Here is a 12,840-nt window from a genome sequence, read left to right on the forward strand (position 1 = left end):
CCACACTCGCACCTCGACGGCCTGCGAGGGTGGACGGGCCGCTATACCCTGGAAGCCGTTGCCCCCACTCGTAGAGACGCCGGCCGGATTTGCTTCGGCCTAGGGTTGCGAGAGGGTGCCGCCGATGTTCCCTGTGGCGGCTCGTAAGGCCTGAGCCTTCCGGGGTCATGTCCCGCTGAGGAATGCGCGTGACCGGTAGAGGTTCCCATGTGACACAGCATCGGCATGTTCGACGGTTGGGTCGTGTGGCCCCAGATCTGTCGCGCTCACCGTCCGGCTTGCGGGTATGGGCTGACTCGCGTGCTTGTCTGTCCGTGCGATATGGCCTTGTACGATCGAGCGGTGGAGCTACCGGAACTAATTCAGCGGATCGAGACGCGACGTCACGAAGCCGCGCGACCGATTGTGGTTGGAGTATCCGGATACGGCGGTTCCGGAAAATCCACTCTCACTCGTCAACTCGTTGCGCGACTGCCGGGTGCGGTGAGAATACGTGGCGACGATTTTCTCGACCCCACGCGTTCGCATAAACGATCCTCTGATTGGGATGGTGTCGAGCGGCTACGCCTCGTCTCGGAAGTTCTGACGCCGGTGCGAGAAGGTCGTTCGAGCGTGTTCCGGCGCTACGACTGGGGCCGAGGAGAACTTGGTGTTGCCGAGCGACTTCCCTACGCAGAAGTCCTTATCGTGGATCTGATTGGTCTATTTCACCCTGATGCGCTTCCTTCGATCGATCTCTCCATCTGGTGTGACCTTGATCTGGAGACGTCGGCTCAACGCGGGATAGATCGGGACGCAGGGATGGGCCGGATCCATGATCGTCTCTGGCGCGATGTCTGGTTGCCGAATGAGCGCGACTTTGAGGATCAATTTTCTCCTCGAACGCGGGCGGACGTCGTTTACCCGATGTCCGACTGAGGGTCCCCCAGCGACAGAGCGTCGGGAGGCTCGGCAATGACGTCCCCGTGCCAGCTGAACTATCTTTGACTCGAACTCGGGCTAAGGCCTTCACGCTTGGACATGTGATCGAGGTGGAGGATTGCCAACAAGGGTGGTGGAGTTCCGTGACAGTTAGACCTGTGACCTGGATCTAGCGGGGGTCAGATCGACGAAAAACTGTAGTTCAGCGTTTCGATAGCGGATGTCAGGACCGCCCTCGATGCGGTAGTCACGAACATCGAAGAGTGGTTGGGCACCGAAGTCGAGTCACTGAGGATTACTTCTAGTGGTTGGATCGAGCCGCGGGTCTGTATCGGACAAACCGTCAACGAGATAGTTCCAACTGTCGCCTCTCTGAAACACAGGGGACACAATCGATCGGTAACGTCGAGGCGGACGGGTCGGCCTTCACCGTCTCCCCGAAGCTCACACCCCCGGAGGTCCACATGGTGACAGCGCTCAGAAGCAGGCCACGGGTCATCCGAGTCATGATCGTGCTGCTGGCATTGATCTTCGCCGCAACGGCCTTCGCTATCTTCACCACCGATTCAGCCTCCGCGCGGTCGATCGCTCCCGCAGCCGGCCCCACCCCGTCGCCGTCGAACAACACCCCGGCATCCGCGGCCCAGAGCATCGGAATCTGGATCCGGATCGCGATCGACAAGAGTAACGTCCCAAATGCGACAATCACCGTCACCGGCCCGAACGGGTTCAGCGCGACCGTCGTGAGCGGTGCAGACGGTCGTGCGACCGTCCCGGTGGCGAAGACCGGCACCTACAAGGTGCTCCTCGACAAAACGACGATCCCGGCCGGCCTCTCGGTGCTCGGTGACAACCCTCGCGACGTGCAGGTGGATACCGAGAACCAAGGCGTTCCCGCCTACTATCTGCTCGGTGACGGAGCACTAGGCGGAGCAACTCCCACCCCGGGCAAGACCTCATCGCCGAGCACATCGTCCGGCGGTGGGCCGACCTTCGCCGAGGTGGTACTTCCTAGGGTCGCTACCGGCCTCATCTACGGACTGCTGATCGCTCTCGCCTCCGTTGGTGTCTCGCTCATATACGGAACCACCGGCCTCAACAACTTCGCCCACGGCGAGCTGGTGACCTTTGGCGGCCTGGTCGGATACGTCGTCTCCGGGGTGATGCACATGCCGAGCTGGCTCGGCATCCTGAGCGCGCTGGTTCTCGGAGGTATCTTCGGCTATCTGCAGGATCTCGGCCTGTGGAAACCGCTTCGAAAGAGGGGCATCGGGCTGATCCCTCTGATGATCGTCAGCATCGGCCTCTCGCTCGCCCTCCGCTACATCTTCAACTTCATCTTCGGACCGGATCTGCTCGTCACCCCGAGCGACAGTTCGTCATTCCTGACGCTCGGGCCCGTGCACCTGAGATTCTGGGATGTTGTCAGTCCGATCATCTGCAGCGTAGTGCTGCTGCTCGTGGCATTCGCGATGCTCCGCACCCGCATCGGCAAGGCAACACGCGCGGTCGCCGACAACCGTTCGCTCGCCGCCGCGACCGGGATCAATGTCGAGCGGGTCATCCGCATCGTCTGGGTCGCCGGCGGGGCACTCGCCGGTCTCTCGGGTGCCTTGATCGGGTACTACCAGCCGGTCAGTTGGGAGACGGGAGCGAGCATCCTGCTGCTGATTTTCGCCGCGGTCACGCTTGGTGGATTCGGGTCGGCGTTCGGTGCGCTCGTCGGGTCCCTGATCATCGGCCTTCTCATCGACCTGTCGACGAGTTACGGGTTCGTCCCGTCGAATCTGAAACTTGTCGCCGCCCTCGCGGTGATGATCGTCATCCTTCTCTTCCGACCGCAGGGCATCCTCGGCCGCAAAGACCGGATCGGTTAGGGGAACGCTCGTGGACTGGAACTTCATCCCGTTGGCCTTCGGAGAGATCGTCTCACCGCTGACGATCGGCTATGCGCTCGCGGCTCTTGGCCTCGCCGTGCACTTCGGATTCACGGGCCTTCTCAACTTCGGCCAGGCCGGGTTCATGGCCGTCGGAGGCTACGCATTCGCGATTACGACGGTGAAATTCGGATGGCCGCTCGGCTGGGCACTCGTTGCGACGATCCTAGGAGCCGTGCTCTTCGCCCTGCTGCTGGGTATTCCCACATTGAGGCTGCGCGCGGATTATCTGAGCATCGTGACTATCGCTGCCGCTGAGATCGTCAGATATACGGTCAAGACCCCGAGTATCAGCCAGTACACCGGTGGATCCGACGGTATCAACGGCGCTTCCCGTGACTTCTACGCTCTGAACCCGCTGCCCGACATTCAGTACGGATTCGGTGTTCTCACCTACAACAACAACCAGGTCTGGTCGATCCTGGTCGGCTGGGCTGTCGTTATCATCGCAGCGGTGCTCGTCTGGCAGCTGATGCGCAGCCCCTGGGGCCGCGTGATCAAGGGCATCCGTGAAGATGAGGATGCCGTGCGCAGCCTCGGCAAGAACGTCACTTGGTACAAGATGCAGTCTCTGATCCTCGGCGGGGTGCTTGGGGGTCTCGGCACCGTGCTCATCATCATCCCGACATCGCTCCAACCGGACAATTACGGCACCCAGACGACGTTTTTCCTGTACACGATCGTGCTGCTCGGCGGCGCGACAACGGTGCTCGGGCCTATCATCGGGTCCATCATCTTTTGGGTGGTTCTGCAGCTGTCGGACGGCATCCTTACCCTGCTGGTCAACAATCATCTGCTGCCCCTCTCGTCGGTGCAGCAGGGCCCGATCCGGTTCATTATCGTCGGAATCGCGTTGATGCTACTGGTGATTTTCCGACCGCAGGGTATTTTCGGCAAGAAGACAGAGGCACAATTCAGTGGCTGATCCGATGAAAGCTGATTCGATGAAAGCGACGACGGTGCTGCAGGTCGGCGAGTCGGTTCCCGGCGTTCCGAAGGTGGATCCAATCCTGGTTGCGCATGGCGTGCGCCGCACATTCGGCGGCGTCAACGCGGTCGATGTTGACCACGTCGAGATCCCTCGCAACGCCATCACCGCCCTCATCGGACCGAACGGTGCCGGGAAGACGACCTTCTTCAACCTACTCACCGGGTTCGACAAGCCGGACTCCGGCACCTGGGCCCTCGACGGAAAGAGTCTCGCGAAAGTCCCGGCATATAAGGTCGCCCGCCTTGGCATGGTTCGCACCTTCCAGCTGACCAAGGCGCTCAGCCTGCTCAGTGTCATGGAGAACATGCGCCTCGGGGCCGGAGGTCAGAGCGGCGAGCGTTTCCTGACGTCGCTGATCACCCGCCTGTGGCGCAAACGGGAGGACGAGATCACCGCGCAGGCGATGGAGTTGCTCGCGCGTTTCAAGCTGGATACGAAAGCGGATGACTACGCAGCCAGTCTCAGCGGCGGCCAGCGCAAGCTGCTCGAGATGGCTCGCGCGCTGATGTCGAAGCCCGAGCTGGTCATGCTCGACGAGCCGATGGCCGGGGTGAATCCGGCTTTGACCCAGTCGCTGCTTGGTCACATCCTCAATTTGAAGAAGGAGGGTATGACCGTGCTCTTTGTCGAGCACGACATGCACATGGTGCAGACGATCGCCGACTGGGTGATTGTGATGGCGGAGGGCAAGATCGTCGCCGAAGGCTATCCGGATGTCGTCATGCGCGACCAGGCCGTCATCGATGCCTACCTCGGCGCCCACCACGACACTGACCTTGGATCGCTCACTGGGCAACTCGAGGTCGCGAAGGATCTCGGCGACACCTTTCTCATCGCTGAGATCTCGGACGAGATCAGGGATGAAAAATCCGAGAGCACGACGGAGGCCACCAATGGCAAGTGACGAGATCATTCTTGAGACGAAGGACCTCGTCGCCGGTTACATCCCGGGCGTCGACATCCTGAATAGCTGCAACGTCTATGTCGCGAAGGGCGAGCTGGTCGGGATCATCGGCCCGAACGGCGCCGGTAAGTCGACGCTGCTGAAGGCGATCTTCGGTCAGGTGAACATCCGCAGCGGATCGGTGATCCTCGGCGGTGAGCCGATCACGGGCCTCCAGGCCGACAAGCTGGTGTCGAAGGGCGTCGGTATGGTGCCTCAGAATAACAACGTGTTCCCGAGCCTCACGATCGGGGAGAACCTCGAGATGGGTGTTTATCAGCGTCCGAAGAGGTACCGCGAGCGCATCGACTTTGTGACCAGCCTTTTCCCCGAACTCGGTAAGCGTCTCAAGCAGCGGGCCGGCTCGCTGTCGGGTGGCGAACGCCAGATGGTCGCGATGTCTCGGGCCCTGATGATGGATCCGTCGGTGCTGCTGCTGGATGAGCCGAGCGCCGGCCTCTCCCCGGTGCGCCAAGACGAGACCTTTATCAACGTCGCGCAGATCAATCGCGCGGGGGTCTCGGTGTTGATCGTCGAGCAAAACGCCCGGCGCGCGTTGCAGATCTGTGACCGCGGCTACGTACTCGACCAAGGTCGGGATGCCTACACCGGCAGTGGACGTACCCTAATGGGCGATCCGAAGGTCATCGAGCTCTACCTCGGAACTCTCGCGACGGACCACTCGGCGACGAGCAGCGCGCCGGTCGTCGGAGGCTGAGCCCTCCCGCTCGCCAGCTACCCGAAGCTTCCCGCTCCGCCGTTTCTCGTCGCGACGTGTTCCGCCCAATGCAGAATGGCCCCGGTCTGGGGACTGGGGCCATTCGCGTGTGGGGGAAAACTACTTGTTTAGGTCGCCGAATTCCTTCGACACGTACGAGTTCGTGTTACCGGTCGCGTACTTGTAGATGGAGATGTAAGCCTGCGACGGGTCGCCGTTCTTGTCGAACGTGATCGGACCGGAGAGTCCGTCGTAGTTGACCTTCTTGCCGGCGTTGATCAGCTTCGCGCATTCGCCGAAGGTGGTGCACTTGGTGCCCTCCTCTGAGACTGAGCGGAGGTTATCGCGGATCGTCGTTCCGTCGGTCTTCTTGCCCTGCAGGGCGGCGAGAGCGAGTAACACGGTCGCGTCATACGCCTCGGGTGCGTAGCTGAACACCGTCAGCGGCTTGCCACCCTCGCTCTTGACCAGCGCTTGCAACTTGCTCTGGAAGTCGGACGACGCGTTCACTCCAGGGTTGGTGTACTGAGCCCCAGCGGTGTCGACATCCGTATACGCCGGTGTGATTACGCCGTAGTTCCCGTCGGTTCCATAGAACTTCTTGAAGTCGAAATTGTTCTTCTTGAGCTCGGGGGCGATGGCCTTGAGCTGGTCGAAGGAGATCACCACGAGGGCGTCGGGCTTCGTCGAGAGCACCTGGGTAACCTCGGAAGAGAACGTGGTGGCCGCCGGGTCGAATGCGACGTCCTGGCCGACGGTCGCGCCTCCGGCTTTCAGCGACTTCATCACGTTGGTGTTGAGGCCTTGTCCGTAGGAATCGTTCTGATAGAGGATCGAGACGTTGGTCGCGCCGTCTTTTAGGATCTTCTGGCCGAGCACGCGACCCTGCAGAACGTCAGACGGTGCGGTGCGCCAGTAGTAGCCGTCATCCGCGTAGGTCGAGAACGTCGGCGAGGTGTTCGCCGGCGAGATCTGAACGACCTTCGCCTTGGTGACCTGGTCAATGAAGGAGAGCGAGACGCTCGACGACGCCGCACCGACGACAGCACTCACGCCATCGGCGAGCTCAGCCGTTGCCGACTGGGTCGCGATGTTGGTCTTGGTGTCGCCGGAGTCCTTGTCTTCGACGGTGATCTTGATACCGGCATTCGCTGCATTAATGTCTTTCGCCGCGAGATGTACGCCCGCGAACTCGGGCGGGCCGAGGACTGCGAGAGAGCCGGTTTGCGGAAGGATCGTACCGATCTTCAGGTCGAGGGACTTGCTCGGCGTCGTCGCTGCTGGCGTCGATGAACAACCGCTGAGGACGAGGGCTGTGACCCCGACGACGGCAAAGCCGCCGATTACTCCCCTGATGGCCTTCGAGCGTGAGGCCGAAGCGGCCTGTGCATATATTCTCACTGTGCTCCTTATTTGTGGAATGTGTTCACAACACGGCAACCGCTCGGGGGCGGCACCATTGTCACAAGCTATTGCCCGAAGCGGACTGGCACGATACGAGCGTGTTACAGCCACGTAACGCGGCGCAATCGTTACCTCCCGAAGGACTTTGCCCGGCGAAACCCGCGGACACGACTGTCCCACCGCGGGAACAGTCTTCGGGTGAGTCTTACGGCAATATGCTCCGGGCAGGTGATGCGAGGTCAGTAGTCGTCGGGGCGTGCACACGAATCGCCTCAAGGTGATCTCACGTCCAAGTCTTTTAGGGTGGGCGTCGCCCGGCATGCAACTGTTGTGTTAGTCGTAATTCAATAGGCCCGGTGGCAAGTGCTAGGCGTTAGCTGGACCAAGTTGTTTCGCCGCGTTGCGGGCAGACCGCCGCGGTCGTTTGCTCACTTGGGGCCAACGGCCATCCAATTGCTGGCTTGGGCAAGTGCCACGATGTTGGCGAGTTCAATGGCTGCTAGTGTCCTGCGCCTGAAATTCTCTGGTTGAGTTACAGAATGGGGCATGCCGAGAACAGGACGCCCGAAGACCGAACTGACACTGAGCGAGGACGAACGAGAGCAGCTGCTGCGCTGGTCGAGGCGGGCGAAGTCCTCACAGGCGTTAGCGTTGCGATCCCGGATCATCCTCGCCTGCGGCGAGGGCCTGGATAACAAGTCGGTGGCGGAGCGGGCGGGCTGCTCGACGAACACCGTCAGCAAATGGCGTGCCCGTTTCGTGCAGGACCGCCTTGACGGTCTGGTCGACGAACCGCGTCCGGGGCGGCCGCCGACGATCACGGCCGAACGGGTCGAGGAGGTCGTCGTAGCGACGCTGGAGTCGACGCCGAAGAACGCAACCCACTGGTCGAGGGCGAAGATGGCCGACCGTTCTGGCCTGTCGAAGTCCACGATCGGGCGGATCTGGAAGGCATTCGAGCTGAAACCACATCGGGAGGACGGCTTCAAACTCTCCACCGATCCGCAGTTCGTGGAGAAGGGTTACGACGTCATCGGCCTCTACCTGAACCCACCCGAGGCGGCCGTTGTCTACTGTGTGGACGAGAAGTCCCAGGTGCAGGCGTTGGCCCGCTCCCAGCCGGCGTTTCCGATGATGCCCGGCATGCCCGAGAAACGCACCCACGACTATGTGCGCCACGGCACGACCAGCTTGTTTGCCGCGTTCAACACGGCCGACGGCACCGTCATCTCCCGCATCCACCGCAGGTATCGGGCCATCGAGTTCAAGAAGTTCCTGGCCAAGATCGACACCGAGGTCCCCGACGAGCTTGATGTTCACTTGGTCTGCGACAACTACGCCACCCACAAAAGCCCCACGGTGACGAAATGGTTGGACGCGCATCCCCGGTTCCACATGCACTTCACCCCGACATATTCGTCGTGGATCAACCAGGTTGAACGGTTCTTCGCCTACGTCACCGGCGATCTGCTGCAACGCTCAGACCACCGCAGCGTCCAAGCTCTCGAGTCCGACATTCGCAACTGGGTCAAGGGGTGGAACGAAGACCCGAAGCCATTCATCTGGACCAAGCCTGCGGAACAGATCCTCGACAGCCTCAAAAGACTTCTCCAACGAACCACCGGCGCACGACACTAGCGGAACGAAAGGTGCCATAGAAACAGGTCGAGCATGCGGCAGACGGCAATGCTCGTGCAGGCCGTTTGGTCGCGGCTCTGAGGGTAAGAAACTTTCCGGTGGTGCCGTGTCAGGAAGAGGCTCGCCAGGTCTGCTCGCGTCCTTGGAATGGGGAAATAGTGATCTCGAAGACTGAAGTACGGCCATGAGTCGGGCGGCATGGTTGATTCACCAGGCGTTCATCTCGGGTCTGAGGAGTGATATTCGGACTGCTGCCCCGAGGGCATTGTCGGTATGAATTCCGAACCATGCACAGTTTCGCGACGTCAGACTGTTACCGGGGGAAACATGCCCGTCTTCCTGTGGAAACCAACTCGAGACAGCCACCCCGTGTAATCGATACATGGAAGCAACGGTCACCTCGGATTCGCACCGCCACATAGGCGTTTTGCCGGCGTGGCCGTTTTACGGCGGTCCGCCGATCAGTGCGGACACGACAGCGAAATCGACAATAGCCGAACTGATCGCAGATCTCGACGCTGAGGGCACAGAGCGCGCCCTTGTGCTGCCCAATTACGGGGTTCCGATTGCAACGGCGGCGTTCGAGTTGAACAAGCTGGCGGTCGAGGCTGGGCAAAAACATGACCGTATTGCTTCCGGTCTTTGGGTGTCACCCAAACCCGCAGATGCACAACTGAATGAGCAGGCATTGTCGCTGGCTGGGGAGGCAGGCGTACGCGCTCTGAAGACAAGCTTCCTCTTGGGTGGTAACCCGACAGACCCGGAGTGCACCCCGCAGCTCGATGAAATTTTCGGCGCTGCCAAGGCCCACGACCTCGTAGTTCACGTTCACACAAGTCCTGGCGGAGCATCCGATATTGACAATGTCGGCCAATTGGTCGAAAAGTATGGTGATGAAGTAAAAATCCATCTCGTTCATCTGGGCGGCGGTATGAGCGGTCATATGAAGCTCATCGGTGGGCGCCTTTTCGATTGGATCGCCGCCGGTAAAAAGGTCTACACCGACACGAGCTGGACGATCGGCTTCGCACCGCGGTGGCTCGTGCAGGAGATTGAACGCCGCGGCTTCGGCGAAGACCGCATCCTGTTCGCGAGCGACGCTCCGTGGGGCGACCACGAGGGCGAACTGGCCCGCATGAACGCGGCGGTCAAAGACACCGAGCTCGGACGCCTCTTCCTCCGAGACAACTTCGCAGCCCTCTACCACGCTTGAGCACACTGTCCCACGACTGTTTCACCCTGTACCGACCAACCACGAATGCAAGGAGAACCTCATGCCCATGTTCGACGACGAGATCACCGCCAACATCGAGAAAACCCTCTCAGAGATCCCACATCCCTCGCTGCCCGCGGGGAGCAACATTTATGGATCAACCAAAGTCTTCCCCGACTACAAAGCCCAAGACGGCGAAACGTACTTCACGCTGGTTCACGGTATCCCGCATGAGTCTTCGGTCAGCTTTGTGGCCGTGCTCCAGGCCACTCGGGCGTTGCGCAAGGGGTTCGATTCGGCCCTGTACTTCTACGGGCCGGGAACGCTGGCCTGTATGGCGACGCGAGGGTTTCCGACAACCGGAGACGCCGGATTTCCGGGCGAGCTGAACATGAACAACTCAATCGAGACTTTCATCAAGGAAGGTGGAACGGTCTTCTGCTGCCGGTTCGGCCTCGCGCTCCACGGGCTCCGTGAAGAAGACCTGATCGAGGGTGTTATCCCCTGCCATCCCCTGGACGTTCAGGATGCGATCATCCACTACGCCCGTAAAGGCGCCATCATCAACTCCACCTACAACCTCTAGGTCCGGTCGCCGTGAGCAACGTTCTGTCTACTCGCGTTGATATCGCCCTGCTGGGCATACGCGTCGACGCCGAGGTGAAGCGGGTGGGAGGCGCTGGTCCGTCAGACGATGGTCATGTGCTCTTTCAGGGCCAGGGTGCGGCGATACCGCTGAATCCGGAGAGCCCCTACGTCGTCACGAACGGGCGCCTGTTGCTCGACGGCGCGGATCTGGGTCTCGAGGTCGAACCGGTGCGCCGGCCGAAATTTTATGATCTCGAGACCGCTGACGGCATCAATTACGAAAAGATCGCCAAGCTGCACGGATCGAACGTGCTCGCCACCACGGTCGTGCAGACGTGCGTTCGCTACGACGAGAGTGAACGATGCAGGTTCTGCTCAATCGAAGCGTCGCTCAACGCTGGTTTGACCATTGCGGTCAAGACCCCGGCGATGCTCGCCGAAGTTGCCGAGGCCGCCTACCGGCTCGACGACGTTACCCAGATGATCATGACGACCGGCACGTCGAATGGTCGCGACCGAGGGGCGACGCACCTGGCGCGGTGCGTCAGGGCGGTGAAAGCCGCTGTGCCAGAGCTTGAGATTCAGGTGCAGTGCGAGCCGCCGGCGAACCTTCGGACGATCACCGATCTCTATGATGCTGGTGCCCGATCGATCGGCATTCACGTGGAGTCGATGGACGACGCGGTGCGAAAAAAGTGGATGCCCGGTAAGTCGACCGTCTCACTGGACGAGTACCGCGCCGCCTGGCGCGAGGCGGTTCGCGTCTTCGGTCACAACCAGGTATCGACGTACCTGCTCGTCGGTCTGGGCGAAGATCCCGACGAGATGGTCGCAGGAGCGGAGGAGCTCATCGAGATGGGCGTATACCCCTTCATTGTGCCCTTTCGTCCGCTCAAGGGAACCCTGGCGACCGATGTCGACCATGCGCCTGCACCGCACCGGGATGCGTTGTACGACATCACCTCTCGTGTCGGGCTGAGTTTGCAACGAGCAGGTATGTACGGTGCCGACCAGAAGGCTGGCTGTGCCGCTTGCGGGGCATGCAGCATGCTCAAGACGGCAGGTGCCTGATGGAGGTTCCCATGCTCATGGGAGCGCCACCGGTCCCGCCATCCACCGGGTCGTGGACGATCATGGAGGCTGACCGGGTTCAACGGCGCGCCTACCGCAAGCTGCGTTGCGACGTCTTCGTCGATGAGCAACGGCTCTTCGACGGCTCGGATCGAGACGCCACAGACGACGACTACCGAGCCATCGTGCTCGTCGCCGTCGACTCGCTCGGGGGCGCCGTCATCGGGGGTGTGCGGCTCGCTCCCGCCGTTACGGGCCGAGACATCGGCTGGTGGACAGGGGGAAGACTGGTAGTGGCGAGGGCCGCCCGGAACAACAGTGGCATTGGACGGGCCCTTGTTCGTACTGCCTGCGCCCGAGCGCTCGAAGAAGGGGTTCTACGGTTCGAGGCGACTGTGCAACGAGCAAGTGTCTTGCTCTTCGAGCAACTCGGTTGGAACTCCCTGGGGGCCACCCTGATCAACGGCGTTGATCATGAACTGATGCGCTGGCCGATCGACCGGATCGCGTCGCTGGTCGAGTCCACGAAGTCCTTCCTCGCGACGCTCCTGGATCCCGACGACTCCTGGCGCGACAGTCCGGCGGAGTCGCTCGGCGGCACCGGCTTCGTCGGCGACGACGGTGCCCCCGTTCCGGGAACAGACGTCATCGTCGCGACCGACGCCATTCTTCCTCGGCTGATCGATCGCGACCCGGAATGGGCCGGCTGGTGTTCCGTTTTGGTGAACATCAACGATCTTGCGGCAATGGGAGCGAACCCGGTCGGGCTCATGAACTCGATCGGTGCTCGAGATATCTCGTTCGCACGCCGCATCATGAACGGGCTCCGAAGCGGTGCACAGGCGTGGGGCGTACCAGTGCTCGGTGGCCACACCCAAGTCGACGTGACGTCGTCGTTGTCGGTCACTGCGCTGGGACGGGCGGAACGCCCTGTTCCCGGCGGGGGCGGGCGGGCGGGACAGGCCCTCAGCATTACCGCCGACCTCAATGGCGGGTGGCGGCGCGGGTTCGACGGCACTCAATGGGATTCCTCATCAAGCCGATCTGCTGCGGAGCTGCAGGCGCTCACTCGAATGGTGCGCGACGCGCAGCCCGCGGCTGCCAAAGACATCAGCATGGCGGGCATTGTCGGAACCGTCGGCATGCTGGCCGAAGCAAGCGGCTGCGGTGCGATCGTCACCGTCGAGCGTATTCCTGCACCAGCCAGGGTCTCGGCAGGGGACTGGCTCACATGTTTTCCCGGATTCGGCATGGTGACAGCCGATGATGTGAGCCGAAGCCGAATGGATTCGCAACTCACGAGCACTGCCGAAGTGGGTGAACTCGTCGTGCAGCGCGGAGTGAGTCTGCGCTGGCCTGATGGTGTCATCACTGAAGCCGTACAAGACAGCGTCACTGGATTGGGAAGAGCCTGAA

The 12,840-nt window shown here is 61.4% G+C and carries 11 protein-coding genes; 10 read left to right on the top strand and 1 reads right to left on the bottom strand.

Annotation, left to right across the window (positions count from 1 at the left end; translation table 11 throughout):
- The first annotated feature begins 342 nt into the window (after positions 1 to 342).
- From RCH11_RS16230 to RCH11_RS16250, 5 genes are all read left to right on the top strand, one after another.
- A complete protein-coding gene (locus tag RCH11_RS16230) occupies positions 343 to 918 on the top strand; it encodes a phosphoglycerate transporter (RefSeq protein ID WP_327058067.1) in 576 nt (191 codons plus the stop codon).
- A gap of 467 nt (positions 919 to 1,385) precedes the next feature.
- A complete protein-coding gene (locus tag RCH11_RS16235; protein ID WP_327058068.1) occupies positions 1,386 to 2,798 on the top strand; it encodes a branched-chain amino acid ABC transporter permease in 1,413 nt (470 codons plus the stop codon).
- 10 nt (positions 2,799 to 2,808) lie between these two features.
- Entirely contained in the window at positions 2,809 to 3,783 is a 975-nt protein-coding gene (locus tag RCH11_RS16240) for a branched-chain amino acid ABC transporter permease (protein ID WP_327058069.1), read from the top strand.
- Between the two features lie 19 nt (positions 3,784 to 3,802).
- On the top strand, positions 3,803 to 4,753 hold the full coding sequence (locus RCH11_RS16245; RefSeq protein WP_327058070.1) for an ABC transporter ATP-binding protein: 951 nt from the start codon (positions 3,803 to 3,805) through the stop codon (positions 4,751 to 4,753).
- A complete protein-coding gene (locus RCH11_RS16250; RefSeq protein WP_327058071.1) occupies positions 4,743 to 5,510 on the top strand; it encodes an ABC transporter ATP-binding protein in 768 nt (255 codons plus the stop codon). Before RCH11_RS16245 ends, RCH11_RS16250 begins: the two co-directional genes overlap by 11 nt.
- Before the next feature lie 120 nt (positions 5,511 to 5,630).
- On the opposite strand, the gene RCH11_RS16255 is transcribed toward RCH11_RS16250, so the two are convergent.
- Positions 5,631 to 6,911 carry an ABC transporter substrate-binding protein gene (locus RCH11_RS16255; RefSeq protein ID WP_327058072.1) on the bottom strand — a complete coding sequence of 427 codons (1,281 nt, stop codon included), beginning with the start codon at positions 6,909 to 6,911 and terminating at the stop codon, positions 5,631 to 5,633.
- Positions 6,912 to 7,460: 549 nt separating this feature from the next.
- On the opposite strand from RCH11_RS16255, the gene RCH11_RS16260 reads away from it, so the two are divergent.
- From RCH11_RS16260 to RCH11_RS16280, 5 genes are all read left to right on the top strand, one after another.
- On the top strand, positions 7,461 to 8,552 hold the full coding sequence (locus RCH11_RS16260; RefSeq protein WP_327058073.1) for an IS630 family transposase: 1,092 nt from the start codon (positions 7,461 to 7,463) through the stop codon (positions 8,550 to 8,552).
- Positions 8,553 to 8,934: 382 nt separating this feature from the next.
- Positions 8,935 to 9,765, top strand: a complete 831-nt coding sequence (locus RCH11_RS16265) for an amidohydrolase family protein (protein WP_327058074.1) — start codon at positions 8,935 to 8,937, stop codon at positions 9,763 to 9,765.
- Between the two features lie 61 nt (positions 9,766 to 9,826).
- Positions 9,827 to 10,351 carry an MSMEG_0572/Sll0783 family nitrogen starvation response protein gene (locus RCH11_RS16270; RefSeq protein WP_327058075.1) on the top strand — a complete coding sequence of 175 codons (525 nt, stop codon included), beginning with the start codon at positions 9,827 to 9,829 and terminating at the stop codon, positions 10,349 to 10,351.
- Between the two features lie 11 nt (positions 10,352 to 10,362).
- Positions 10,363 to 11,424, top strand: a complete 1,062-nt coding sequence (locus tag RCH11_RS16275) for an MSMEG_0568 family radical SAM protein (protein WP_327058076.1) — start codon at positions 10,363 to 10,365, stop codon at positions 11,422 to 11,424.
- The gene (locus RCH11_RS16280; protein WP_327058077.1) at positions 11,424 to 12,839 is read left to right on the top strand and encodes an MSMEG_0567/sll0787 family protein; all 1,416 of its coding nucleotides are present in this window, start codon (positions 11,424 to 11,426) and stop codon (positions 12,837 to 12,839) included. Before RCH11_RS16275 ends, RCH11_RS16280 begins: the two co-directional genes overlap by 1 nt.
- Position 12,840 lies beyond the last annotated feature (1 nt).

Source organism: Glaciihabitans sp. GrIS 2.15, assembly GCF_035984695.1.
GTDB lineage: Bacteria > Actinomycetota > Actinomycetes > Actinomycetales > Microbacteriaceae > Lacisediminihabitans.

Excerpts from the sequence above, each read along its gene's own strand:
- RCH11_RS16260 (WP_327058073.1), top strand. The coding sequence starts at position 7,461 with ATGCCGAGAACAGGACGCCCGAAGACCGAACTGACACTGAGCGAGGAC.
- RCH11_RS16280 (WP_327058077.1), top strand. The coding sequence starts at position 11,424 with ATGGAGGTTCCCATGCTCATGGGAGCGCCACCGGTCCCGCCATCCACC.
- RCH11_RS16245 (WP_327058070.1), top strand. The coding sequence starts at position 3,803 with ATGAAAGCGACGACGGTGCTGCAGGTCGGCGAGTCGGTTCCCGGCGTT.
- RCH11_RS16235 (WP_327058068.1), top strand. The coding sequence starts at position 1,386 with ATGGTGACAGCGCTCAGAAGCAGGCCACGGGTCATCCGAGTCATGATC.
- RCH11_RS16265 (WP_327058074.1), top strand. The coding sequence starts at position 8,935 with ATGGAAGCAACGGTCACCTCGGATTCGCACCGCCACATAGGCGTTTTG.
- RCH11_RS16250 (WP_327058071.1), top strand. The coding sequence starts at position 4,743 with ATGGCAAGTGACGAGATCATTCTTGAGACGAAGGACCTCGTCGCCGGT.
- RCH11_RS16270 (WP_327058075.1), top strand. The coding sequence starts at position 9,827 with ATGCCCATGTTCGACGACGAGATCACCGCCAACATCGAGAAAACCCTC.